This is a genomic window from Enterococcus sp. AZ196 (assembly GCF_050498845.1).
Lineage (GTDB): Bacteria > Bacillota > Bacilli > Lactobacillales > Enterococcaceae > Enterococcus_A > Enterococcus_A murrayae.
This window is the reverse complement of record NZ_JBIPAM010000005.1, coordinates 1-23,798: the sequence shown is the minus strand read 5'-3', so window position 1 is coordinate 23,798 and position 23,798 is coordinate 1. Positions and strand designations below refer to the sequence as shown.

General features: G+C 40.6%; 29 protein-coding genes. All 29 read right to left on the bottom strand.

Features of this window, described 5'->3' with window-relative positions; translation table 11 throughout:
- Positions 1–184: 184 nt before the first annotated feature.
- Positions 185–979, bottom strand: a complete 795-nt coding sequence (locus tag IGI67_RS26120; protein ID WP_429960001.1) for an NlpC/P60 family protein — start codon at positions 977–979, stop codon at positions 185–187.
- A gap of 12 nt (positions 980–991) precedes the next feature.
- Positions 992–1,426: a phage holin family protein gene (locus IGI67_RS26115; protein WP_429960000.1), complete on the bottom strand. Its 435-nt coding sequence runs from the start codon at positions 1,424–1,426 to the stop codon at positions 992–994.
- A gap of 70 nt (positions 1,427–1,496) precedes the next feature.
- A complete protein-coding gene (locus tag IGI67_RS26110) occupies positions 1,497–2,339 on the bottom strand; it encodes a hypothetical protein (RefSeq protein WP_429959999.1) in 843 nt (280 codons plus the stop codon).
- An 18-nt stretch (positions 2,340–2,357) separates the two neighbouring features.
- A complete protein-coding gene (locus IGI67_RS26105; RefSeq protein WP_429959998.1) occupies positions 2,358–4,178 on the bottom strand; it encodes a phage tail protein in 1,821 nt (606 codons plus the stop codon).
- A gap of 10 nt (positions 4,179–4,188) precedes the next feature.
- Positions 4,189–5,694 (bottom strand): SGNH/GDSL hydrolase family protein, encoded by a 1,506-nt coding sequence (locus tag IGI67_RS26100; protein WP_429959997.1) that lies wholly within the window; start codon positions 5,692–5,694, stop codon positions 4,189–4,191.
- Between the two features lie 13 nt (positions 5,695–5,707).
- Positions 5,708–6,595: a phage tail domain-containing protein gene (locus IGI67_RS26095; protein ID WP_429959996.1), complete on the bottom strand. Its 888-nt coding sequence runs from the start codon at positions 6,593–6,595 to the stop codon at positions 5,708–5,710.
- Complete coding sequence (locus IGI67_RS26090; RefSeq protein WP_429959995.1) at positions 6,596–10,039, bottom strand: hypothetical protein; 3,444 nt, start codon at positions 10,037–10,039, stop codon at positions 6,596–6,598.
- Between the two features lie 4 nt (positions 10,040–10,043).
- Entirely contained in the window at positions 10,044–10,421 is a 378-nt protein-coding gene (locus IGI67_RS26085; RefSeq protein WP_429959994.1) for a DUF5361 domain-containing protein, read from the bottom strand.
- A 14-nt stretch (positions 10,422–10,435) separates the two neighbouring features.
- On the bottom strand, positions 10,436–10,696 hold the full coding sequence (locus tag IGI67_RS26080) for a hypothetical protein (RefSeq protein ID WP_429959993.1): 261 nt from the start codon (positions 10,694–10,696) through the stop codon (positions 10,436–10,438).
- Positions 10,697–11,284: a phage tail protein gene (locus tag IGI67_RS26075; protein WP_429959992.1), complete on the bottom strand. Its 588-nt coding sequence runs from the start codon at positions 11,282–11,284 to the stop codon at positions 10,697–10,699.
- A gap of 11 nt (positions 11,285–11,295) precedes the next feature.
- Positions 11,296–11,631: a hypothetical protein gene (locus IGI67_RS26070; protein WP_429959991.1), complete on the bottom strand. Its 336-nt coding sequence runs from the start codon at positions 11,629–11,631 to the stop codon at positions 11,296–11,298.
- Positions 11,632–11,868, bottom strand: a complete 237-nt coding sequence (locus IGI67_RS26065) for a hypothetical protein (RefSeq protein ID WP_429959990.1) — start codon at positions 11,866–11,868, stop codon at positions 11,632–11,634. It lies immediately after the preceding gene.
- On the bottom strand, positions 11,861–12,199 hold the full coding sequence (locus tag IGI67_RS26060) for a hypothetical protein (RefSeq protein WP_429959989.1): 339 nt from the start codon (positions 12,197–12,199) through the stop codon (positions 11,861–11,863). The genes IGI67_RS26065 and IGI67_RS26060 overlap by 8 nt, the downstream gene beginning before the upstream one ends.
- Complete coding sequence (locus tag IGI67_RS26055; protein ID WP_429959988.1) at positions 12,186–12,581, bottom strand: phage Gp19/Gp15/Gp42 family protein; 396 nt, start codon at positions 12,579–12,581, stop codon at positions 12,186–12,188. The genes IGI67_RS26060 and IGI67_RS26055 overlap by 14 nt, the downstream gene beginning before the upstream one ends.
- Before the next feature lie 4 nt (positions 12,582–12,585).
- The gene (locus IGI67_RS26050; protein ID WP_429959987.1) at positions 12,586–12,894 is read right to left on the bottom strand and encodes a hypothetical protein; all 309 of its coding nucleotides are present in this window, start codon (positions 12,892–12,894) and stop codon (positions 12,586–12,588) included.
- 12 nt (positions 12,895–12,906) lie between these two features.
- Complete coding sequence (locus IGI67_RS26045; RefSeq protein ID WP_429959986.1) at positions 12,907–13,803, bottom strand: phage major capsid protein; 897 nt, start codon at positions 13,801–13,803, stop codon at positions 12,907–12,909.
- 5 nt (positions 13,804–13,808) lie between these two features.
- A complete protein-coding gene (locus IGI67_RS26040; protein ID WP_429959985.1) occupies positions 13,809–14,273 on the bottom strand; it encodes a capsid assembly scaffolding protein Gp46 family protein in 465 nt (154 codons plus the stop codon).
- 79 nt (positions 14,274–14,352) lie between these two features.
- Positions 14,353–15,762: a terminase gene (locus tag IGI67_RS26035; protein ID WP_429959984.1), complete on the bottom strand. Its 1,410-nt coding sequence runs from the start codon at positions 15,760–15,762 to the stop codon at positions 14,353–14,355.
- Between the two features lie 52 nt (positions 15,763–15,814).
- Positions 15,815–15,976: a hypothetical protein gene (locus IGI67_RS26030; RefSeq protein ID WP_429959983.1), complete on the bottom strand. Its 162-nt coding sequence runs from the start codon at positions 15,974–15,976 to the stop codon at positions 15,815–15,817.
- 56 nt (positions 15,977–16,032) lie between these two features.
- On the bottom strand, positions 16,033–16,263 hold the full coding sequence (locus IGI67_RS26025; RefSeq protein ID WP_429959982.1) for a hypothetical protein: 231 nt from the start codon (positions 16,261–16,263) through the stop codon (positions 16,033–16,035).
- Positions 16,264–17,883, bottom strand: coding sequence for a hypothetical protein (locus tag IGI67_RS26020; protein ID WP_429959981.1), 1,620 nt, complete (start codon positions 17,881–17,883; stop codon positions 16,264–16,266).
- Positions 17,876–19,117, bottom strand: a complete 1,242-nt coding sequence (locus IGI67_RS26015; RefSeq protein ID WP_429959980.1) for a hypothetical protein — start codon at positions 19,115–19,117, stop codon at positions 17,876–17,878. Before IGI67_RS26015 ends, IGI67_RS26020 begins: the two co-directional genes overlap by 8 nt.
- Before the next feature lie 119 nt (positions 19,118–19,236).
- The gene (locus tag IGI67_RS26010) at positions 19,237–19,578 is read right to left on the bottom strand and encodes an HNH endonuclease (RefSeq protein ID WP_429960002.1); all 342 of its coding nucleotides are present in this window, start codon (positions 19,576–19,578) and stop codon (positions 19,237–19,239) included.
- A 129-nt stretch (positions 19,579–19,707) separates the two neighbouring features.
- Positions 19,708–20,232 carry a helix-turn-helix domain-containing protein gene (locus IGI67_RS26005; protein WP_429959979.1) on the bottom strand — a complete coding sequence of 175 codons (525 nt, stop codon included), beginning with the start codon at positions 20,230–20,232 and terminating at the stop codon, positions 19,708–19,710.
- Between the two features lie 2 nt (positions 20,233–20,234).
- On the bottom strand, positions 20,235–20,459 hold the full coding sequence (locus IGI67_RS26000) for a hypothetical protein (RefSeq protein ID WP_429959978.1): 225 nt from the start codon (positions 20,457–20,459) through the stop codon (positions 20,235–20,237).
- The gene (locus IGI67_RS25995; protein ID WP_429959977.1) at positions 20,456–20,851 is read right to left on the bottom strand and encodes a RusA family crossover junction endodeoxyribonuclease; all 396 of its coding nucleotides are present in this window, start codon (positions 20,849–20,851) and stop codon (positions 20,456–20,458) included. The genes IGI67_RS26000 and IGI67_RS25995 overlap by 4 nt, the downstream gene beginning before the upstream one ends.
- Positions 20,844–21,023 (bottom strand): DUF3797 domain-containing protein, encoded by a 180-nt coding sequence (locus IGI67_RS25990; protein ID WP_429959976.1) that lies wholly within the window; start codon positions 21,021–21,023, stop codon positions 20,844–20,846. Before IGI67_RS25990 ends, IGI67_RS25995 begins: the two co-directional genes overlap by 8 nt.
- 229 nt (positions 21,024–21,252) lie before the next feature.
- A complete protein-coding gene (locus IGI67_RS25985) occupies positions 21,253–23,487 on the bottom strand; it encodes an AAA family ATPase (protein ID WP_429959975.1) in 2,235 nt (744 codons plus the stop codon).
- A gap of 108 nt (positions 23,488–23,595) precedes the next feature.
- On the bottom strand, positions 23,596–23,790 hold the full coding sequence (locus IGI67_RS25980; RefSeq protein ID WP_429959974.1) for a hypothetical protein: 195 nt from the start codon (positions 23,788–23,790) through the stop codon (positions 23,596–23,598).
- Between the last annotated feature and the right edge of the window lie 8 nt (positions 23,791–23,798).

Below are 23,798 nucleotides of genomic sequence, written 5' to 3'. Positions count from 1 at the left end.
GACCTACGCGTTACGAGTTAGTTATTTTAACATCATTTAACGCTTATTCGTTGCAGCTAACGCGTTTTTCCATCGTTGTTTTATCAACTATAACGAACTCAAATTAACTCCTGCCCACGTTTCTGCCCTCGGACATTTGCGTTAAATTGTTATTCTAAAATCGTGCTTATCCTATCTCACTAAATTATATCATATTCTCATTCAAGCGTCGTTGCATTGATTTAACACAATCGGATATCGGACTAATCTCGCCATCTTGCAGCGTTCCCATTCGTTGCTGCAGTAGTTTGCACGTAGTCGGACCAAAGTTGCCATCTTGATTGGTATTAAGTAGTTTCTGCAATGCTCGAATGACATTAGAGCCACCACTGCCAAATTTAGCACTAGGGATGCTCCTGTTCGCGCGGTTCTTGATCTGTCCACTGATAATTCCATCTCTGGTGGAACAACCTAGAACCTCCTGTAAGCGGCGTGTAGTCGCTGGTCCCCAAGAACCATCGATCGATAATTTACCACCATTACCAGGCGAGCCTGTGGATCCGGATCCCATCCACCGTAAATAGCAATTCCACGGATAGTTATAGTATGGGCTGACGTTCGTTTCGCGTCCTGTCTGGTCGCCACCTTGTCCGCCTGAAATTCTTCCACGTTCATCAATAGATGCTTGCGCTAGTTTTCCATTGCCGATGTATACGGCAACATGATTCACATCATTTAACAAAATATCCCCAGCCTGTGGCTTGCCATTGTTTGTTACAACCTTCCAACCCCTTGCGGTTAAGTTGGAGCGCATGTTACCTGTATACGTTGCTTGACCTGTATCAAACCCTGCTTCTCGTAGTGCATGCAAAACGAGAGCTGAGCAATCTGTTTCGCCGCCGTTTCGAAAATCTTGACGGTTACTTTGATCATACCCCAGGCTAACAGTGACACACCAATAAATCATACGGTTAATGAATGTTTGTATATTTCCAGCCATTTCTAACTCCTCCTATCGCACGTTATTTTCTTGGTCGTCTGGATCCACTTCTATTTCTTTCTCTTCTTGTCCATTTGCTTGTAGCCTTTTAATGATTGGATCAAACATGTTTGTCGCAATTCCTAATTTATTCAGATTTTCGACGATACTCATCATTTCGTTAAGCGTTTCGAGTGCGTAAACTGTAACGATCACACTTGTAGAGAAGAGACTAGGTAAAACGATTGTTAGTGGAACGATCGCAACCAACACCAACAAAAGAGCGAATTTCTTTAGTAATCCATTACTCATTTTTTTCGATTTTAAATCTCGATTAATATAAGCTTGAATGAACCCAGTCACTACATCAATAGCCATTAGCACCAAAACAAATGCTAACCAGATAAGCAACTTTCCGTGTTCATTCTCCATCATCGTTTGCGCCCATAGAATCATTTTCATATCCATTTATCTCACTTTCCTTTTCTGATTTTGGCAGTTGTTACTTAATAACTAAAAAGACACACCCGAAAGTGTGCTAAACGTCCAATATTTTTATAAATTGTAATCTTCCGTATGTTCCCCGTGGAATCGTCACATCAATTGACGATTGAACAAAAACGCCTTCTCTACTAAATCGAATAGCAATTTCTAGCGGATCTGTTTTCATATTGCTAGAATTTCCAATCATAATTTTTTTAAAGTCATCATAATAGAATAGTTTTCCAACTAATTCCTTTAAGTCGTTTTCTCCTGGTAGTAATTTCTCGCCTCCAGTGAAACTTCCACGACTAAGCCACAGGTCAATTTGCACGATACTACCCATTTTTAAGATGTATAGCTCTGATTTATTATCATAATATTCGTATTTTTCAACGGATTGGTTAAACATCGAATCATATTCAGAAATTTTTTCTTCAACTTTTTCATTCAAAGTGGTAACAATATCATGAAATGATTTAAAATATATCTCACCTGCAACGCCTGCAGAATCATCTATCAAAGATCTGGTCATTTTAAAAATAAGATTTCGGATATCCAGTTTTTCACCAGATACAAAATCAATACATAAGCCCATTGTCACAATACCTTCATGACCTTTCAACCGATCCGTAACAATATACGAGATTTCATCTCTTTCAATGGAATGGACATTTCCAAAGTCTTCAATAACTCCTTTATGACCGTCTTCACCTAAATAGACAAGTGTCGTGCGAACCACAGCATTCTTTAGATCAATCTTTTTTTCATTACTAGTGAGTTTGAAGATAAACTGACTTACTTGCTCATCATAGGAAAATAGTTCAGCTTTGAGATCCGTTGTTTCTCGTTGTTCACCATCTATTTCAAATGTTCTTCGTATAGTTTTAAAACGATTCATTATGCAGTAACCTCCTTATCAATTATTCAAGTCTCTTGGCCTATAAGCTGTATTTCCATCAATTAGATATAGTGTAGATCCGGTAACCACGATTCCTGCAGATAGACTTTTATTCCCAATCATTGCGTAAGGTCCATTGCCATCAATCGTTGTTTTTCCAAGATACAAAGGCAAGCCACCAGGAGCTTTAATCACTTCAGTAATAAAATCAATTTTTGAATGAACTCCCTTGGTGCCGGAAAACTTACCAGCTGGATCTATCAAAAGTAACGGTGTAAAATCAGAAGCCGAAGAGGATTCCTTTCTACCAAAAGTCACATAGTCTCCTGTATATTCCAGATTAAGGGCTACTCCTCGAATGGAATCAGAACCCGATTTACCTGTTTCACCCATTCGACCGATTTTCCTTGTGCCGTACCAAAATTCCATACCATCCTCAGTTAGTTTAGAAGTCATTCGATGATCTTTATAAAATTCAAGTCGGTTACTCCACAGCTTAATATTTTCCGAATTATTATTAAAACCGACTGTGATTGCATTAGCATCTAACTTGTCGGCAGTGATTGAATTTGCTATGATTCGATCGCCAAGAATTCCGCGCCCAGTAATCGCATTCTTGAACGTTTTCCCGCCATCATCACTAACGCCAAGACCCGCCGAGTTGATAAGCACAACTAAATTAGGATCGTTCTTATCAATCAACAACGTGCTACCGTCTTCCGTGATTGTTTGCTGCGTCTGGACACTTTGCAGCAGTTTCGTTACTAGTTGAATTTCTAAGGCCATTGCTGGAAAGGGTAGTTTTTTCCGGCCTGAAAGAATATCGGTGATCTCTTTTGCTGCATTATTGATTTTCGCATTGTAGCGTTTGGCCATCCCTTCGGATCCAAAAGTAAATTTGAGATCAAGGATTTTTCCGCGCCAATCTTTTGTAATTGATCGTGCTGCAACACGTACTTCCTCTTGTAATCCGATTCGCTCATCAATCAATGTAACCATATCCCCTAACTTACTTTGAGCATATGGATAACCTTTTTCTCTTAAATCAATCAAGTCTGCAGTTACAGAAATCTTTATTGATTCATCAACAAGCTTTTTCAGCGCCTTGTCCATCGTATCTGCTTTTTTAACTCGCCCATCTTTAATAGGCGGTGCTTCTCGTTTTCCTAATAACTTTGCTAAAGGACTTGTATAGGTACGCTTTAGTTTAGCTTCCTCCGGCTTTGATTCCTCATAATCACCAAACCCACGCGCATACGTCCAATACTCTTGAGCGTCGATCTCAGGTACGATATTTGAGGCATTCAATCGATGACGGTACATTACTTGGCTATCAGTGCCGATTTTCTCACGAATAATGACGGATTGACCTGAAAAAGTGAACTCTGCCCCGATCCTGTTCAATACTCGTTGAAACATAGATAAGCAATTATCGCCGTCTCCAAAACCTTCAATTTCGATGTTGGTCCAGGAGCCAACTAATTGATGGACGTAATCGGTTGGTTTAAAGACAATATTAAAGAGCTCTTCAATGCTGAAAGAGCCCTCATATTTTTCGTAAACACGTGTTGTATTCAAATCATCGTATAGTTTTGGAATAGCTCGGACGGTCTTCTTTAGAGTTTTACCAACTCCTTGAGGTTTCGCATGAACTACTTTATAAATGGTGTCATCATCCGTTACTACTTCCCATAAAGCATCAATATTTTTCAGAAATTGAAGGTTCGTTTTGTTGGGTAACAGTTCTACAGAAATGTCCATGTTTCCATTGATTTCATCATTTACCGTATAAGTGGCCATTGTTGGAAATTCATTTCCTGCCAGGTCCTTAACATACATATTTGTTCACCTACAATCCCATGACTTCTTTTGCCTTTTTAAATATGAGATCCATCCCTGCTACATTCGGGTGTAATCCATCTCCTAGAAACGTATCAACATTATTCGGATTAATTCCAAGCTTATCCAATTCGATGACCTCCGCACCGAAGAAACGAGAAATCAACCGAATGCGTTCATTGTATTCATCTAACAGTATTCCCTTGGTGTTTTTTCGTGGAAACCCACCTTTATTATTAAAAGGCAATGTACAACAATAGATTTTTGCACTACTATAACGCTGGGTCATTTTATTCAACATGATCGCATAGGCATCACTAAATGTAGTTGTTTCAGTGGGGAATGTTCCTGTCCCATCATAGGTTCCAAGATCGACATTGTTGTTAAAATCATTAATCCCAAGATAAACAATAATTACGTCTGGATCCTCTGCTTCGGAATGTAAAAGATCAGCTCTATATACACCACTTGATATGGACGTACTTGCCCCTGTAACTCGACTTCCAGACCAGGAATTATTTACTAAAAGTTTTAAGCGGCTCTTTGAATAATCTATAAGCTGTTTCCACCAGCAATCTGCAAGGTTTGCCATATATGTCTTTGGATAAAATACTGCGTTTCCTGCAGGAATCTGACCGCTATAAGTAGTTATAGAATCCCCTAAAAAGCTAATATTACTTACTTTTTTATCTTTTGCAGAAACAACTAAAACCTCCGATCCGGGAAAGCTGACGATTTCAGCATTCGTTTTAAAGAATCCAATATAGCACCATTTTTCTCTCAACTCTGCGTCTTGTCGTGTAAGTTCAAGCCCTTTTAAAATCTTGTATGCACCCTCTAAATTGTCTTCTGGATTCTCATAGACTCGTTTACAAAAAAGATAGAAATACGGCGTACTTCCTAGTTCTTCAAATGTATAAACAATGTCTTCAGGCAATTGGACATTAGATCCCCCACGAATCCAACGATAACCGTCACGGTATAGCAATAGTGCGGGATCCCGTGCGATAGTTACTGTTTTTTGGTTGTAATCTATTTCAACCGCGCTTCGATTAGTTACTGGTGCAAACAACGTACCTGACGCGCTTGCAGTGTATTTGTAATCTTGCCGTTCGAACGCTCCCCAAATATTGTTATAAGCAGCTCGAAAGAATATTCCCAATAACTTTTTAGTAGATGGCCATGTTTCTACAATAGTGACCCTTTGTGTCGTCGCTAAAGAAGTTCTTGTCGTTTCTACTTGTATACGCCAACCAGTCGTTTGCCCTACTCCCCCGACCGCTTGTTCCCACGCCTTACCATTGTCATTTTCCATGACCTCATAGAAACTTGTAATTCCGATCGGATAAGTATTAGGTACATCAGTCACAGCTGTGGGCTTGATTACAATTAGATCGGCATTGGTTGGAATCTCTCCCATTTCATCAAGAAAATCAGTAATTCCTTTGAAGTTTTCATTGATCGCGTTTAAATTTGTTCTGTTCCATTGTGGCAATATGGTTTTCATCTGTTTCATCAGATCATCCTTCCTACCGATATAAAAAGCCGAAGTCAAAACTGACCTCGGCTGAATCGCAATAATAAAGTTGAAACTTGTTCCAACCTGGAGACAAGTATATAAAATCTTTACGTGTATCTTTTGCCGCAGCAAGCGAATTGCGCGTGATATTTGGTCCATTATAGGTCCATACATCCGTTGTTTTTACCGGGACATTAATGCGGGCTTTACTTCCATTCGTTGAATTGGTTAGTTGAAACATCTCCGTGGATCCTTTGACATTTTTAATCACCAGCTTTAGATATGTTTCAAAAGGATGTACCTCTACATTACCCGCATTGAAAATACCAAACTGGGCGCTCGATGTCGCCGAATGTGTGTAAATCAATTCATTATCATCGACTGTTTCCAAGCCCATACCAAACGCCCAATTTCTATCGATCACGATCTCATTTGTTTGTATATCTTGTGTTGTCATAATCGACTGACCGTATGGTAAATCAGTCGTTTGAAAAACTAGTGATAGTTTTCCAGAATTGCCTATTCTTTCTATTTCCAATATTTCAGTTAATTTAACTTGATAAACTTTGCCTGTGATCGGAACTCCCTTACTATCCGTCTCAGCAATGAAAACGGGCTCTTTATTATTAAAGAGTCCGAATAATTCATCTCGCATCAGTGAAAAGATTTCAGGTGATTTTGTACGAAATAAAATCGGTACTTCAATCTTACGTTTCAAGTCGGTACTCCCATAGTCTGCTTGTCCGGCTTTATTCTCCATCGTAACAAAGCTATGCATTTGTTCTATAGATTGCAGCTTGAACCCCAGAGGAATAATGTCTTTCTCAGAAAATAGGAAAGACTTTCTCAATGCATATCCTGTGCTGTTTGCTCTTTTTAAAACGAGTATATCTTTCATCTATTCCCTCCAAAACATTTGCACTGAATCATCCACCGCATCTTGTTCCTTCACATATGCACGGATAAATTCAGGATTCCCATCGATATAAATATTGACAGGCCGTAACGCTTCCGGTGAATCTTTATATGTTTCCAATTCATTTAATATTTCACTAGACATACGCATTTGAACGTTCTTATCGTTCAATGCATCCAACTCGTCGGCGATCATATCAGTTGGTCCTTGAATACCTTCTAAAACTGGAACCCGGAAACTCCCAGCCAATTGGTCAGCCATCCCACTAACTATAGCTTTCACATCTTGAAACTTATCTTGCAGTCCATTTTTTAGACCTATCATGATTGCATTACCAGCTGGGATCAATAATTTTTTATCATAAGAAATAGGTCCTTTGTTGTCCTTGATCCATTCCGCGATATCTCCAACAAAGTTTTGAACATCTTGGAACTTATCTTGTAGCCCTTCTAAGAAACCGCTTATCATTGCTGATCCAGCATCCCACAATGCATCTGGAACAAAAACACCAATCATAGCATCAAGCAAGTGCCATGCTGCTTGTCTAATGTCATCTTGTCTGCTCTCGATGTTATCAGCGAATCCGTTAACTAATTCAATTGCTGCATCCATCAATCGCCCCTGTGCTTCGATTAAGCCCCGAACGATCCCGTCCACAACGTCCATACCTGCACTAACGATATCCGGTATACTGTCTGCAATTCCCTTCAAAAACTGAACGATCAAGTTTGCTGCTGAACTAATTATTTGATCTAAATTATTTGCAATACCCGTAATGAAACTAGCAATCAAATTGGCTGCAGCGCCGACAATATCATTCATCCTTGATGCGATCGCATTCACAAAATTCACGATCAAATCAACCGCTACATTGATAATGTCTCCCATTCTCGAAGCAATTGCAGCTGCAAAGTTTACGATCACTGAAATAGCAGAATTGGTTAAATCACCAATGCGTGAAGCGATTCCCTGCAGCAACGCGATCAATAAATTCATACCGGCCACAACAATAGATGGTAGGTGCTGCGTCAATGCAGTTAACCATGTAACAATCAATGTTGCACCGTTTAAGATCAACAGTGGCAACTGTTGCGTGATTCCTGTAAGCAACGAGTTAATAAACCCCATACCAGCTGTAATAATCTGTGGAAGGTTTACTGTAAGTGCCGTGATAAATGCCACGATTATTTGAGTCGCACAAGTCGCAATGGTTGTAATCCCTAAGACAATTGCACCTGTTAGGGCGGTCAGTATCTGAGCACCACTAATTGCGATTGTGGGAATCAACATCAATAATGCAGACGTAAATGCAGTAATCAATTGAACGGCTGACAGTGCCAATTGCGGCAAGGCTTGTGCGATTCCTGAAACGAAACCACTAATAATACTTAACGCGCCTTGAATGATGCCAGGTAGCGCCGAACCGATCGCCGTTAGTATTCCTTGTAATGCGGATCCAACAGAACTACCGATTATCGGCCCCTGTCGTTGAATACCTGTAGAAAGTGATTTAAAGCTGTTGACCATCTGGTCAACGCCTGCTTTCACGTCGCCGCCACCAAGTGCTTTAGCGACCAATGAGAACGCCTTGATCAATAACCCGAATGGGCCTAAAAGGGCCAATACAACTGTTTTGGTTGCTGTAAAGCCAATGGATACCCAATCAATCGAACCCGCGGTATTCGTCGCGGAGTTGCCAATGTTTTTGAAAATTGAGGCTACTTTGTCACCAATACCAGATATAAGCTTCAAGCCTGAACTTAACGCCTTTGATGCTGTTTCTGATTGAGTAAAATTGGTGATCATTTCTTTTACTCTTCCGGCTAAATTATTAACGCTATTCCGGAAATTTTCGTTTGACTTATATAGATAAACAAGACCTGCAGCAAGCGCCCCAGCTGCTACAAGTAGGATACCCAATGGATTCGCTAAGATGGCTCCTTTCAGCGCCAAAAGAGTAGTTTTTGCACCTGCAATGGCCATTTTGACTGAATCAAAAACAGTCACAAGCCCTTTTATAGCTTTAAACGCCAAAAAACCCGCTAATGCTCCAGCAAGCACAACGGTTAATAGTTTCATAGTTGATTCGTTTTCACGTACCCAATCGATCATTTTTTGTAATGCTGGTACAGCATATTCCATCACAGCTGCCATTAGTGCTGCACTCATGTCCCAAAAGATTTGTAAAACTTTATCTAGGATGGGTAACACAAATTCTACGAGACCGTCAAAAGCGATTCTCAGTACATCAATGGCTAGAGGAATCAAATAGGACAAAACAGATGAAATACCTACTGCCCAGGTGCTAACAATTCCGCCTAGCTTTGTTAAAATTGGTGCTAAATGGTCACCTAAATTATTGAATGATTCACTTAATTCCGGCAATCTATCTTTAACCTGCAAGACCATATTATTTACATCAGCATTAACAATAGAAAATCCAAATTTTAGATTTGCTAAAAATCCTGTTAAAATATTTTTGTTCCCAAAAGAACTAAAGAGTCCTATAAATGCCTCTTTTACATAAGGAGCAGATTCCATGATGAACGAAACAATTGCACCAGGCAAAGCTTTCAAAATGTTAATGACCATTGGAATAAAATTGCCAACTAAAAATGTCGATGTTGTTTCTGCTAAAGCTTTTAGTGATGGTCCAATATCCTGGCCTAAAGATATTTTCCCTAATACATTAGAGAAAGCTCCCTTCATAGCAGCTGCGGATCCACTTAGTGTTTCAGAAGCTTCTTTGGCCGTAGTCCCTGTAATGTCCAACTCTTCTTGAATGGCATGTATTGCATTGTAAACATCGCCAAGATTATTGATGTCATACTTTACGCCAGTGAGTTTTTCGGCATCTGCCAACAGCCGTTGCATTTCTTCCTTTGTACCGCCGTAACCTAATTTCAGATTATCCAGCATGGTATAGTTTTGTTTTGCAAAGCCCTGATATGCGTTTTGAATATCACCAATATTCGTCCCCATCTTATTGGCATTATCAGACATATCAATCATGGCCATGTTTGCTGTTTCTGCAGCCTTCTCAGTGTCACCACCCATTGATTGCAATAAGCTTGCACTGAAGCTAGTTACATTCTCCATGTAGCCGTTTGCTGATAGTCCAGCTGTCTTGTATGCATCATTTGCATATTGCTTTACTTTATCCGCACTACCTTTGAAAAGTGTTTCTATACCTCCAAGAGATTGCTCCAAGTCGGCACCTTCGGTCATTGCCATATGGAACATTTTTCCAATAGCTGCACCAGCTAAAACACCTTTGAGCGTCGAAACCAGTTTACCACCAAGACTATTACCAGCACTTTCACCAGCTGCATCTGCTTCTGATCCCAATTGACTTTGAATCATTCCACTTATCCCTTTAGCGGATGGGATAATCTGTACATATGCTTGACCTAATTCAGTTGCCATCTTTTCACACCTCCTTGTCTACACCTTCTAGTAATTGCAACCTCATTCGTTCGAAATCCTCGCTAGAATCAAATACGACTTCTTTTTTCTGTGAAGCTGGTTTCCCGTTCAATATCTCAATAATAGATGTCGGTCTATTCTTGCCCTTTTGCGCATCTTTTGTTTTTGACCAGACCAAGAAACTCAATCTGTCACTAATTCCAGCCAGTAACATGGTTTCGAATGATACTGATTGTCCGGCAATCTTCATTTTGATTCGAGAATCTTCTCGCAGACCACACGAAAAAACAGCTACCGATAGAGCAGGCAGCTGTTTGTAGTCATATATTTGATAAGTTTCAGCTAGATCACAAATCAATGCATCTTCATCTAACCGAATCATTCCAGCAAGGATAATTATTTTTTTAGTTTAGGGTTGTTCATGATTTCTTTAAACTCTTCGATCATTGATTCAGCCGGGACATATCCGTCCTCAGTACGTACATGATCCTTTAACTTCGATACCTGTTCTTTTCCTAAAAGCATCTTAAAGACTTTTGGAAAGATCGCTGGATTTTCCTCTACTTCACCGATCAGTTCCATAAATTCATAGTTTTCTACTTGCTCTTTTTGAATCTGATACTTGAAACCTGATTTTGTTTTACCTGAAATGATCATCTATTTAACCTCTGCTTTCTGACCTTCTGCTTTTACTGGTTTTTCAATGTATTCGTAGTGAGTATTTCCCTTAGTGTCTGGCACTGCGGTGATCGTCGTTTCATATCCGATTGCATCTTCATCGCCATAAGATATCTCACCAATTTCGGATACTTTCCCACTTGGAATAACGATGCGTTTCAAGATGCCTGCTTTCAAAATCATATCAATTACTAGAATATGCTCTTCTAACTCTTGTGAATTTGCAGTAATTGTAATTCCCGTTTCTAAAGTACCTGTAACATTATCCGGGCCGTATACTTCTTTCAATACATCAACATTGGTTGATTCAATCAAGGTATAGGAGAAAGTGTCCTCTTTCTCAGATTGGACAGATGCCACAGTGTCCCCGCCCCAGGCTTTAATATTCTCATTTGACATTGAGTTAGCATTTTTTACGCCGTCCTCAGAAACATATCCCAGACCTTTGAACGCCGCATTCAATGCCGTAGTTGCATTTGTTGGTATTGTCGTTCCTAGCGGTGCCGAATAAATCGCACCACCGACTTTTGGTTTTGCTGTTGATACATTTTCTGCTGTTGCTGTCATTTAATTCCCTCCTAATAGTGGTTGATATCAAAAACTGCTTGATACCTATATTCTTTTGTTGATGTGTCTGTAAAATTGTAATCACTGTTAAGCTTGATCTGGCTTATTAAATCGATCTCAATCATTGCTTTTACAGCTGATTTTACCTCTTCATTCAATTTAGCTGCCTCGTACATGGACAGACCGTAACTTTGAAAAGCAAACGTTGAAGATGGTAAATGATTGCGTTCACCGCTGCCAGTCTTTTCAAAAAGCACAAATCGTTTTGGCGGCTCTTCTGGACGCTCTAAAAAAGACGGTACAGATAAATGGTCATCAAGAAATCCTTGAATTGCGATTTCGATCATTTATCGCACCGCCTTTAAAAGCGTATTGTTTTTCATATTGTCCCTTTTGGCTTGGTATGAGTCTGCATAAACCATAGCATTCGCACGATTCTTACCAACATAGGTATCCTGGTTGTATCCTTCGCCCGCACGATTTCGGATCCCGGTTGCTTTCTCTTCTAATACGCTTTGCATCTCAGCGGATTTCAATAATTGACCGACTCCAGTATGATTCAATTTAAATTTTGTTTTAGCCATAGCGTTCTACCATCACTTTCTTATTCCAATCAAGCGGAATTAGATTCTCAATTCCTTCAAGTGGGATCCCAAAGGTTCTCCAACGCTGGCCAAAGAATTTTACTTCTTTATTCTCCCAATTGTGCGTGTCGCCTTTTGGAATACCTAAAGTATAAACAGCCTTTTTACCAGTTAAATTCAATTGATTTACCATATCATCGGATGATGTGGGACTGACAAGAACATTTTCAATTTCCAGTTCCACATCTTCATAAATTGGGTTTTTAAAGGGATCCTTTCCCACTTCTTTTTTACCCACTAGAATGATTGTAATACCTTTAATTTTCCCCATAAAAATCAATCACTCCATATCGTTGCTTTTTCAGTCCTAAACGTCGGAGCTCGGAATCTTTGATGAATAATCCACCGCCAGGAACGAGATAGGATCCAGAAACGCTATAGCCCATTGCACCCTCGGAAAACTGTGTCATTGGCTCTTGTTCTGTCGATGTCATGAGTGTACGAGCGACAACATCAACCGTCACAGATTTCACCACAGTTGCGAATGATGGACGCGTTGCAACCATTGTATCTAAATCTTTTTGAACTTTATGCGCTTCTTCTCGCAATGAGTCGGAGACAACAAGTAACAGCTGTGGAGCTCTTGTCGCCTCTTCTCCCTTCAATGGCCGCCACAAAGTTACTAAATCTTCAACTGTAGCAAACGGCTGCATTCAATCACGCCCCTTGTGACATCATTAAATCGTACAAGACCTCTTTTTTATCGCGAGGATTGTATTTGACTTTGAACCCGTCCAGTTCCTGCATGATCTGATCTTTCGTTACTTTATCAATATCTGCCGTTTGTCCTTGTTGCGGTTCGGCTGCTGGTGTCTCCGCTTGTGTTTCGACAACTGGTGCAGCCTGAGCTTCTTTAACGATCTCAGTTTCTTCTTGCGAGTCTTTTTCTTCGATCCAATCCCCGCCGCTAACTTTAAAAGAGCTGTCTAAGACAGCTCCTGTTTTCGTATTTACGTATCGTGTCATTTTGAATCCTCCTTATGCTGTAGCTTCCGTAATACGTGCGAAGTTTTCCGGAGCCATGATACCCCAGCCAAGATACGCCTCAACACGTACATAAATTTGGTTGTATCCCTTCAAGTCCATACCTGAATTATCAGGATCCCCGTACTGAATGATCTCCATTGGAATTTCTTTTGCATATCCCCACTTGAAGGATTCCGCAAAATCTCCGACGATCGCGCGATCTCGTAAAGCATTCATGTCAGAAACCGTTCTATTTACATCTACAGCGAGTCCATTAATTGTTGACGGCGCATTTCCCCACGCTAAATCTGGAAACATTGCATTCCCTTGCAAATCCTTTTGCTTAGCCAAAGCAGAGCGGAACGCCGGATTAATAACCATGCCACTAATATCGCCATCTGATCCATTCACTTGCGCGATTGCTGCTTCAACTGCATCATTTGGACTTGCCATGCCTAGTGGCATTTCAACTTTTTGAGTAACTTTTGCATCAAAGTGGTTAGAACCAATAACAGCCGATGCGGTTCCGCTACGTGGATTCACGCCATGAAATGCCATTAAATCAATACCGCGAGCAACCTTCTTTGCAAAGCCATCATTGAAAGCCTCTAAGATATTAATTTGTTCTTCATCAGACGCATACATAAATTCATCTGAAATACGCGCACCATATTCAATTTTGATAGGTACCATCGTTTGTGGCGCTAATGACATACCGCCGTGAGTCTTTTTCCCACTTTCTGCAACTACATCAATTTCCGAATCCATCGTGAACGTAAATTCTTTTTGTCCATTAAATGGAATGGGCTTTTGAGTTGCAAGTCGTGCTAACGAACTCTTACCCTTCACCTTACTTACCAAGTCTTTTACTAATTGCGGTTCAAATAGTGATCCTCTTTCTAATGTCATATTGTTTACTCCCCTTCTAATTTAAGCCCATTTAATAGATTTTTATACGCACTGTTTTTTTCATCTTCAATTGGTGACTCTGTACTTTTCAGTGGTGGTACTTGTGGTTTTTGTGTCACAAACCCAGCTAAACGCTCAGCATCTGCTTTGATGCTTGCTTCGTCTGTTCCTTGCAGCCGATCCGCCAAATCATATGGCAACCCATGTTGCAGCGCGATACGTGTACGCAAGCTTGCTGTTTCATAGCCAGCAACTTGTGTATTTAGTTCGCTCAATTGCTTGTCATAATCTGCAGCTGTTGTTTTTGATTCTTCAATGGCCGTCTGCAAAGTCCCTACTTGTGTTTCTAATTCCGCATTGCGTGTTTTGATTGCATCGTAATCGGAGAATTTTTCTCTTTCACGAGTTAATCTATCCTGGATAATACGGTCCAGTTCCTCTTGTGATTCAATAGCTTTAAATTCTGACATAATAAACGCCCTTTCTCCCACTTAACCCGGTGGTATCGGTAATTTTGTGTATTAAAAAAACGACCTCCTGAAAAGTCGTTTAATACCCTATTCGTTGTTTTCGTTTAGGCTTGGTATTGATACAAGCCCAATGCGCAAGTAACGCGCTGTCCATTAAACTGATGTCCATATCATCGAATTGAGACTTATACCCGAAGCCACCATTTGACCCGATGTTTCGTTTTTCGGTATTAGTGACCACTTGGCTTAATGACGGTTGATCGCTATGACAGATAGTCTCCTGGTAGATGCCTTGCTCCCAAGACGAATTGGCCGTGATTATTTCCGACACCTTTGGCAAGATTGGATCCGTTAACTTGAACTTGACCATTTCTTTTTTTAGAATTTCCTGACCACCTGCACCATCGATCACGACTGCCGAAACATTCGCTTCTCTTAGAAAATTGATGATCCATTGATTACCGTTTCTCACTGATTGACAGTCGATAGCTTCAATAAATATCTTCCCCGACAATGTGCGAACTGCAATGCTCATCGAAACATTTGCGCCGTCGTTCCCATACTTGATACCGACGAAGAGCGGACCTTTAAGAATTGGCAAGACTTTTACTTTTAAGCTGCTCCACTCTTTTGCTGAAATGGCTGATTTCTGATTGAATTTCGGCCAATACCCCAAACGTTGTATATTATGGTCAAGCTCATCCTCACCAAGTTCAGCCTCAATTTTCCGCTCGTTCAAATGGAACCCCATTGAAGGGTTTGTTTTGTACCAAGCATCTATATCATTGATATCTGTGATCTTATCAACTGACCATTCAGCCCATCCAGCATACTTGGCTTTTCCAAATAGAACCTTCTCGCGAAAATTCGTAAACACTGTACCGGATGAAACTGGTGTCGGTGGTGTACCGCACATAATGGTCATAGGGTTATCACTATCAGATACCGTATACTTCAAGGCTGATTCTTGCTCTGTCGTGTACTCTTGGGCTTCATCAATCACTAGAAGGTCAAATCCTTCACCTAAACCACCACTAGCGGTTCTTGTCCGATATTGAATCACTCCACCAGTTTTGTATAGCTCAATGCGTTCCTGACCTCTGGCTTTGATTGAGTTAAAATCTTCATCCTCAACGTACCCCGAAGCTTCAAGATACTTTTTTAGCTTTTCAAACGAAGAATGAGACGTACTAATTCGGTGTGCGGTATGAAGAATACTTAATCCCTGTTCAAGCGCCCAAAGTTCCTTGATGTAAACAATTTCAGTTTTTCCGTTTCGTCGAGATATAGAAAATCCGAATTTTTGATGGATCCATTCACCATCTTTATTGATGGCCATCATAGGATCCAGCATGTCTAATTGCCATTGATAGCATTTATTTCCCGTCTTTTCGTAGATGTCCACGGCTTCCTGATACAACGATTCAGTATATGGAAGAATTACCGATTGAGTAGGATGCTGATTACCAAGCCGTACATTAGTAGTCATGTAGCTCCTCCTTCAATCTCGTTCTGCATGATAACCCTATCGCTGGGATAACTTATTTTGATTCTTTTTCCGGCTCTGGCCAAGAAATTTCAATTTCAAGTGATTTACTACCATCACAGTAGCGGCCTGATCGAATATTTACCGTCTCCAGCTCTTTGGGATCCAAGCGTGCTAGGACTTCAATAGCTTTTTGAATCAATTCTTGATTTGTCATGTACACCCCTCCTTTATTTTGAGGCACAAAAATAGCACTCAGCTTCCGCCGAATGCTTAATAAATCCAATCTTCGTAATCGTCTGGTACTGGGACAGGCTCACCCTTTTCAATGCATTGATTGATGAATGCTTCCAATTTTTTTGCCCCGACAACTGAGTAATCATACTCTTCAGATCGAGTCATATCAGCATACATAGTGAGCGGAAAAGTCAAATCAAAATGCGCTTCATATTTTTTTACTGCTGGATCAATGATTTCCATTGCTCCTTCTTCTGGTCTAAACATTTATCTCACCTTCCTTAAAATATCATCAACAATATTCTCCCATATTTTAACCGAGTTTGGAAATATTTCCCGCATGATCTTTGCAGATTCATTATTTGAAACTAGTTCCGTCATATGAGCAAAAAACTCTGTTTCAGAAAAGCCATAAGTCTTCCAATAATTCAAACCATGTCCTATTCCTAATGGATACCCTTTAAAGTATCCTGTTGATTCCATCATATCGGATAAAGCACCATAGGCTGCTAGATCTTTTTCAGCAAGTCCCTTATATTTTTCTAAGAACTGCTTTTCATTCTTTTGCCATTCTTTAAATATTCTGCTGCTTTCAGCATCATAAGCTTCTTTTTCTGCTTTTTTCCGTGGTCTTTTCCCTAAACTTTCGAAAGTTGGAAGATCGCCATTTACTGCAGTCCAAATATCATTTTTGATGGCTTCATTTAATGAATATTCTGGTAATCCAGACGCATGAGATGCTTGTACTTCAATATCAATATTCTTCCCAAGCACTTTCTTTTTATACGTTTGCCCCGTGGGAAAGAGCTGTTTTTCTTTTAACTTCTGCATGCCTAAACTATCAAAAGCATGCCCCATTTCATGATAAACCGTTTGAAAAGGTCTTCGATAATCTTCTCCAGTAAATGATTTTGGATCAAGTTGAATCACGTTTCGTGCGGCATGCGGATGTATGTTCGGACTTATTTTAGCAAATTCCAATTGATCTCCCATTCTCGCAAACATCTCCTTAATCCGTGGATCATCGACGGTTTTTAGATGTTCAAGGAAGTTGCGGTAATTTTCATCACCTACCTGCTCCCGCATATTGGTCTTATTCATAGCGATTTGAGCATCTTTATTCAATTTATCAAGATCATTCAAGCCGGCAGCTCTTCTTGATTCCAAATCTGGTTGTTCGTGTGGATCCTTCCAGCCTTTCGACCAAACATCTTGGCGGCGGCCGTCCCCTGGATCATATTCAACAATACATCGACAACGCTCATGGCGATGATAAACATCATCCGGTTCCTCATGATAATTGTAAACCCCTGCCAGGTTCTGACACCAGTCACATGCATGTCCAAATACACGCCTTGTAATTGTTGGCCTGAGTCCTGATTTATAATGAAAGTCGGCATTTTTCTTAATCGAATCATCTACGACACTTTGACTAAAATTTACAATTGGATCATCAAGCAGCCATTTTACATTATCAAAACTATCTTCACTCGCCAGACGATTTACAAGACCATCTATACGATCTTGATTCAAATCGGGAATCTGATTTTTTAGATTCAATCCTGCGGACTGATTCAGCAAGTTTTGTACACCGCCGGAATAATCCGTAATAAGTGAATGATTTTTTGCCATTGTCGGGTTTAAAATACGCTCTGCAATGTTGTAGTACATTTTTCCATCAGGTAACACATCAGCATTGATATTTGACGCGAAAACATCTGATAGGATGCTACCTACTTCAATTGCAAAATCATTTACATCACGATATGTTGCTTTCTTGTTCTGCAATGACTGTATAGCATTTTTTAGCGTTGCGCTGTTGAATGTTCGGTTATCAAATTCCTTTTCAATAGAATCTAAAAGAGCTGGCACAATGTCATTATCCATCGTTACCAGCTCCTTTGACACCAGTTAGATCATGAATAATTTCAGCATTCATGAAACCTGGTATCGCTTGATTCAATTTACTTGCTCCGTCACCGATCAAAGTTAATGTGCTTGCATCTGCTTCAAATAGTGGTTCCCATTTTGGTTTAGTTTTCATAAACTGACTTCTTTTGTACATAAAGTTGTCTCTTAAACACACTGACAAATAAGCAACATTTAGAAATCCGGATCCTAAACTACGTTGTGCCTTTCGACCTGCAAGCCGCAAATTCTCATGACTTGCTTTGATTGCTTCAACACTCGACGGATTGTCAGAAGCAAATCCAAGATCATCCAAAGTCAAGCCAGTTTCGCCCGCAAAACCTGCAGCCGCTGTTTTAAGCTGCTCTGTAAAAGGTGTCATGCTGGGTGTCGTGAATTGTCCTAGTGACGGTTTTTCGCCCTTATCATCCTTTGAAAATTCAAGCATTGATGAGACTGTTGCACGCCAGCTGTCTAACGGCTGAGCATCCGGATCCGTTCCAACAACATATTTTTGAGGGAATGAGTAAAACTCTGCAGTAACATCAGCCCGTTCAAGCGTACGCTTTGCATAACGCTGATAATACATGCCCGATCGACTAATTCGTGACCGCCCGAACGGCCTTTCTGCATCGGGTCGATGAACGATCGGCACAAGTAGTGGGTGACCAGTTGGGTTATCAATCGTCATGTTTTGTTGCGACTTTTCGGCGTAAATGAATGTCGTTGAATTTTTGGAAAAGTACGCTTCAATCTTGGGATTGCCTTTGTCGTCACGTTCCAGCACTGCATATCCTTCTGTTAACAAGCCTGTGATTGGATCAATGACACCCGTTGCATTACTTGCCTCAATGACCTGCAAGCGTACCTCATTGTCTTCTCCTTTTGATATGTAAACAAAGGCACAGGATGCAATCAACGTTGACAATACGACGCTATCAAAGAACACATCCGGGTTATTTGCGGTAAATATCTCGCCTGCAAGGAAATCATCATTCGCAAATTCACGAAATACAAGACGGTCTGCAAGGCTGTCTACGCCCTTTGCGCTCCACCCCAAAACAGCATTGTATCTCTTCCTTATTTGTGGTGGGATCGTTATGCCGACCTCACTCTCCTTGTTCTTCATTGCGTAATGCTTGTAACGCAAATCAACCCTTGTTTTATGCGTGTTTAGCTTCTTTCTCAGGTACGCGATACCCATTTCAACCATTCTTTCAACTCCTTCCAATATGGCGCGAGAAAATATGTACAGTGACTGCGTGTATGACGAGCGCCAACCCGTCGGGGGAGGTACCCCCCCTATCTGTTTTCTTCGCTTTACAATAATTATTACGACTTGTATGCGGTCCAGTTGTTGCTTTGCGGTAAGTTCCTATTACCTAATACTTTGGGTTCTTGTTGCTTGTTTTGTTTATTGTTAAATAGTTTGTCAGACTTCTGTCCATTGCATGTCCGATGTGCGAGCTGCATGTTCTCGATGTCTGATGGATGGCCGCCCTTGCTGATCGGTATGATATGATCGACAACCGGACTCATTGAATCCGGTGACTTGATTGTTTTGTCAATTGGCTTACCACATATACCACATGTGTTCTCAGTCTTGAGAAGTCTCTTCCTGTTCTTGTCATAAGCAACACGATGTGGACCCTGTTTGTCTGGTCTCAATGCTATGTGGAATCACTCTCCTTTAAATAGAAAAAAGACACCCACTAGAAGTGGATGCCTCAAAAAGTTCGCTTCAATTTCACACTACCATTTTACCACGGAAATAGTGTTTATTTTTTCAATCTTTTTTCAACATCACAAGAAGTCAACTGCATCAATACCAAAGAGTAGGACGGACATATCTTTAATTGAAATTTTGGTATCACGATATACGGTGCCTTGTTCCACATTCAATTCCTTGCAGATCTCTTTGACCGTCATCTTTTCATCAGTTAAATAGCGCTCTTTCAAAATCTTAAATCGACGTTGTTCTTCAATTGTTCCTTTTTCACAGTTCCATTCGTAAGCAGTTAGCATACGATCCACATGATTCATCATCTTCATTGTCTTTGCACGATAAACACTTAGACTTTCAAGTGTCAATGAATCCAAACTAAATTCGGGGTAGTCAGTCGGCACCACTTCCTCTATCGATTCGTCGCATTGGTCCTTCAATTTCACATAGTTTTTAAGAAGCAACTCCGTGTTACGAAGATTTCTTTTTTTCAGTTCCTTCTTTTCAGACCTAGCTTTTTTCTCATACATTTGTATCGCTTGTTTAGACGCTACCTCTGTTATAACTTCTAACTGTTGCTTAGATATATTACTTGATTTCGACAAATCTATTTCCTCCCTACCGCAACAAGATAATTGTCATCCTGTATCTCGATCAACACAGTTAGAAACTTTATCGCTATTGGATGATTATTGTATTTGTTTCCCAACATCCCGATCGATTCAATTAGCCATTGCCAGTACTCATCTGATGTGATGGGATTTTGTTGCATGAACTGATTCGATGACTTCATCCATTTCTGAATGTCTTGAAAGAAACCTTCCCAATTCATTCGATCGCCTCAATTTGGATGAATATTCCTGGTTGTGCAGCCCAAAATTTTTCAGTAATCAAACTCACCACGTACGCATCATCTTTCCAGAATCCCAGATTAGTCATGCAATCCTGCAGTAGTTTGTTACTATTATCCAGATCAGGCTTGGTATATTTATACTCTCCGTTTTGGTGGCTACCTACAATCGGGAAACACCACTTAACCATCATTCGCACTGGCCCTGTAAATTTTTCTTTTGGGACATGCTTAGACAGATGTGCTTCTAACTTTGACCGCGCATGTTTCAAATCAGTTGGTTCGTAAAAGTGAGGCTTGCCATTCACGACGTGTACTTTCTTCTGCTGGTGAGTTGTTTCCGGCGGGATTATTGGCATAAAAAACTCAATCATCTTCCGTTCCCTCCCTCAGATCAACATGGACCTTCCAACCACATTTACACCAGCGATCGAAAGTATGCTCTTCAATCACCAGACCACCTTCACCGTTTCCGATAAAAGTATTTCCACATGCAGGACAGTCAACGTATTTCTCCGTCAGCTCAATGCATTTATTCATTAACATCAAAACACCTCATTTTCCGTTATTTTATATTGGTATATACCTATTTCTATTTCAACCTTCACTACCCATTTTGTCTGGCAGTAACCTACCTTAAACACTCTATCCCTGAAAGGGAGAGTGTTAAGGGGTTAGCAGACACTGCCACAACAACGTTTTAACACTTTAACAGGCTATTAACATTTGCTAGGGTGTTAACGGATAGTTTGTTTTTAACACCCTTTAACTTTAACTAGGGTGTTACTTGTTCTGGCTCGTCCACTTGTTTTAAATATCCGCCTTCGATTTTGAACCCATCATGTTTTTTAACCTTACGATAAACGGATTCTTTTTTTATAGACAAATACTCGGCTACTTCTTCAACGCTAATTGGCCCGCCGTCCATTGCCAAGCCGCTAAATGCAGTCTCCAGTTCTTCATTACTTTTATCTTTACTACTTTTATTTGACTTTTTCGTTCCCTTTTTCCATTTTTCTTTTGGTTCGTCATCCAGCTTGATATCAGCCAGCGAATCATCTAGTTCATGGATTGGATACCTGAACCATGCATTAATCGGATCGAAACGCGGGAACTCTCGCAACGTTCCCTCAATACGCCATGCGGTTGACTGACGCGCTGCACGTACTGCGTTCTGACGATCAATCTCTACTTTCTTTAAAATGTCCTGTGATCGTATTGCACACATTAAGTGATGCTGCATCTGCTTTTTACTATACTGATCGTCTAAGCTAACATCGTCATAGGTCGGGTTGTATGTATCAATCGCCTTTTTGAATGTTCGACAAATCGCATCATTTTCCAACTGCATGTAACGATCCTCAGTAACTGGCAATTCGATCAAGTCTAGGATTGCATCAGGATCCCGTGCAAATACTCCGGAACCACTGGAACGGTCTATTGAGTTCTTGCCGCCTTGTGAACCCTTGCTGTGATGGTGACAATAGATCACAGCACAATTTAACTCTGTTGCAATCTTGTCGAACTGATTTGTAAAGTTGGCCATCTCGTGTGCACTGTTTTCATCACCCGTTAAGACCTTGTAAATCGGGTCAATGATTACTGCCATGTAGTTCGACTTTTGAGCCCGTCGGATCAGCTTAGGTGCTAACTTATCCATTGGACTGGTCTTCCCTCGAAGGTTCCAAATATCGATGTTTCCGACGTTTGCATGACCTTGGCCAACACGATTATAGATATCTACAAATCGCATCTTAGCTGAGTTCTGGTCCAGCTCAAGATTGACATAGAGGACTTTACCTTTGGCACAATCAAACCCGAACCACTGCCTGCCTTCTGCAATTGCGATGGCCAATTGAATCAATGCAAAGGATTTTCCGGCTTTACTTGGACCAGCAATGAGCATCTTATGTCCTTGTCGCAACATGCCTTTTATAAGTTCTGGCGCTAACTCTATTGCCTTCTCAAATAGATCATCTAGGCTTTCCGGATCCGGAAGATCGTCATTAACGCTTTCGATCCACTCGTGCCATTCTTGCCAGTTCGTTTTTCCAATATTTGTGTCAATGATAAACTGCTTTTTATCGCCACGTTCTATCCCAGGCATACGACTTAATCGTGATGGGTTCCTGTTTTGGTTGTCTACGTTAAGCCCGTTTTTCTTGCATACCTCATAGAGATAATTCACACGAGTTCTATATTCTTTATAGTCTGCAGCATCTACCTTAACGATTGCATGAATCGATTTTCCGCCACTGTACAAAAGGGCCGATATTGGTAACTCCAGTTCACGCATAATTGCGTTTTGCTTGTCTAGACTCATATTATCGGATTCAACTAATGCATAGCGGAATTCTGTTACATTCTCGTTTTTTACGCCTTTACCGTCAAAAGGATTAAACCGGATCCAGGCTCCGGCTTCTGTATTGTAGTCACCAAGAACCGCCCCGATGTCATCATTGCAGTGAGTCAATGCTTCGATTAGCTGGCCAGCTGTCCGATCAAACGCTCCCTTATTTCCAGGTTTCCATTTGCCGTCATCATCTTGCCATGAGGCCACATTGTAAGCGACTGTTTCGGATGGTTCGAATAATGTTTCCAGGTAACGAATAATCTGTTTTGCTGGCTCCCATCTTGCGGGTTCGTGGATTTCTTTTCCTTCAAGCCAATTGCGATCGACAATAACCAGATCATCACGTTCAAGCGTATCGTTCCAATCTAATTCATGACCAACACCATCATTCTTGAACGGCGATGTCCAACCATTGTCCTTAGCCAACTGTGTGATTGTTGCCCCTGTTACGGGTGAGCTATTCCCCTGGAAAGTCTCCCACTTTTTAAATGTTTCTCCGGAATGATACCTGGCATCATTTTGGCTCCATACATCCCAATCATGTGCTGTATAGCCTTCATGTTTTAATGCCATGCCCACATTTATCCATTCTTGATAATCCAAGTTTGAAGGGTTGACATATTCAAGCAAGCCAATTAAATCCAGATTATTTTCCATTGGCTATTTTTCCTTTCTTCCCTCGTCTTTCCCGATGAAATATCCTAACGATAGTGTCATGATCCAAAAGACGATTCCTACTACTATTTTTAACATTGCATGTTCCTCCTATTTCATTGTGCTGCCAATCATCGTTACCATTAGTGTTGCTACCAAAGACATGGCTTCCATTTCGTCAAACCCTTCCAATAGTAAGGACTCTTTGAATACTCCCAGACTTTTGGCTAGGTCCCGCATTCCGGCAGCTGCTTTCTCTTTTTCATCTATTTTTTCTAGGATGTCATGAAGATCTTCATCATTCATTTTTCAAT

Excerpts from the sequence above, each read along its gene's own strand:
- IGI67_RS26120 (WP_429960001.1), bottom strand. The coding sequence starts at position 979 with ATGGCTGGAAATATACAAACATTCATTAACCGTATGATTTATTGGTGT.
- IGI67_RS26115 (WP_429960000.1), bottom strand. The coding sequence starts at position 1,426 with ATGGATATGAAAATGATTCTATGGGCGCAAACGATGATGGAGAATGAA.
- IGI67_RS26110 (WP_429959999.1), bottom strand. The coding sequence starts at position 2,339 with ATGAATCGTTTTAAAACTATACGAAGAACATTTGAAATAGATGGTGAA.
- IGI67_RS26105 (WP_429959998.1), bottom strand. The coding sequence starts at position 4,178 with ATGTATGTTAAGGACCTGGCAGGAAATGAATTTCCAACAATGGCCACT.
- IGI67_RS26100 (WP_429959997.1), bottom strand. The coding sequence starts at position 5,694 with ATGAAACAGATGAAAACCATATTGCCACAATGGAACAGAACAAATTTA.
- IGI67_RS26095 (WP_429959996.1), bottom strand. The coding sequence starts at position 6,595 with ATGAAAGATATACTCGTTTTAAAAAGAGCAAACAGCACAGGATATGCA.
- IGI67_RS26090 (WP_429959995.1), bottom strand. The coding sequence starts at position 10,039 with ATGGCAACTGAATTAGGTCAAGCATATGTACAGATTATCCCATCCGCT.
- IGI67_RS26085 (WP_429959994.1), bottom strand. The coding sequence starts at position 10,421 with ATGATTCGGTTAGATGAAGATGCATTGATTTGTGATCTAGCTGAAACT.
- IGI67_RS26080 (WP_429959993.1), bottom strand. The coding sequence starts at position 10,696 with ATGATCATTTCAGGTAAAACAAAATCAGGTTTCAAGTATCAGATTCAA.
- IGI67_RS26075 (WP_429959992.1), bottom strand. The coding sequence starts at position 11,284 with ATGACAGCAACAGCAGAAAATGTATCAACAGCAAAACCAAAAGTCGGT.
- IGI67_RS26070 (WP_429959991.1), bottom strand. The coding sequence starts at position 11,631 with ATGATCGAAATCGCAATTCAAGGATTTCTTGATGACCATTTATCTGTA.
- IGI67_RS26065 (WP_429959990.1), bottom strand. The coding sequence starts at position 11,868 with ATGGCTAAAACAAAATTTAAATTGAATCATACTGGAGTCGGTCAATTA.
- IGI67_RS26060 (WP_429959989.1), bottom strand. The coding sequence starts at position 12,199 with ATGGGGAAAATTAAAGGTATTACAATCATTCTAGTGGGTAAAAAAGAA.
- IGI67_RS26055 (WP_429959988.1), bottom strand. The coding sequence starts at position 12,581 with ATGCAGCCGTTTGCTACAGTTGAAGATTTAGTAACTTTGTGGCGGCCA.
- IGI67_RS26050 (WP_429959987.1), bottom strand. The coding sequence starts at position 12,894 with ATGACACGATACGTAAATACGAAAACAGGAGCTGTCTTAGACAGCTCT.
- IGI67_RS26045 (WP_429959986.1), bottom strand. The coding sequence starts at position 13,803 with ATGACATTAGAAAGAGGATCACTATTTGAACCGCAATTAGTAAAAGAC.
- IGI67_RS26040 (WP_429959985.1), bottom strand. The coding sequence starts at position 14,273 with ATGTCAGAATTTAAAGCTATTGAATCACAAGAGGAACTGGACCGTATT.
- IGI67_RS26035 (WP_429959984.1), bottom strand. The coding sequence starts at position 15,762 with ATGACTACTAATGTACGGCTTGGTAATCAGCATCCTACTCAATCGGTA.
- IGI67_RS26030 (WP_429959983.1), bottom strand. The coding sequence starts at position 15,976 with ATGACAAATCAAGAATTGATTCAAAAAGCTATTGAAGTCCTAGCACGC.
- IGI67_RS26025 (WP_429959982.1), bottom strand. The coding sequence starts at position 16,263 with ATGTTTAGACCAGAAGAAGGAGCAATGGAAATCATTGATCCAGCAGTA.
- IGI67_RS26020 (WP_429959981.1), bottom strand. The coding sequence starts at position 17,883 with ATGGATAATGACATTGTGCCAGCTCTTTTAGATTCTATTGAAAAGGAA.
- IGI67_RS26015 (WP_429959980.1), bottom strand. The coding sequence starts at position 19,117 with ATGGTTGAAATGGGTATCGCGTACCTGAGAAAGAAGCTAAACACGCAT.
- IGI67_RS26000 (WP_429959978.1), bottom strand. The coding sequence starts at position 20,459 with ATGAATTGGGAAGGTTTCTTTCAAGACATTCAGAAATGGATGAAGTCA.
- IGI67_RS25995 (WP_429959977.1), bottom strand. The coding sequence starts at position 20,851 with ATGATTGAGTTTTTTATGCCAATAATCCCGCCGGAAACAACTCACCAG.
- IGI67_RS25990 (WP_429959976.1), bottom strand. The coding sequence starts at position 21,023 with ATGTTAATGAATAAATGCATTGAGCTGACGGAGAAATACGTTGACTGT.
- IGI67_RS25985 (WP_429959975.1), bottom strand. The coding sequence starts at position 23,487 with ATGGAAAATAATCTGGATTTAATTGGCTTGCTTGAATATGTCAACCCT.
- IGI67_RS25980 (WP_429959974.1), bottom strand. The coding sequence starts at position 23,790 with ATGAATGATGAAGATCTTCATGACATCCTAGAAAAAATAGATGAAAAA.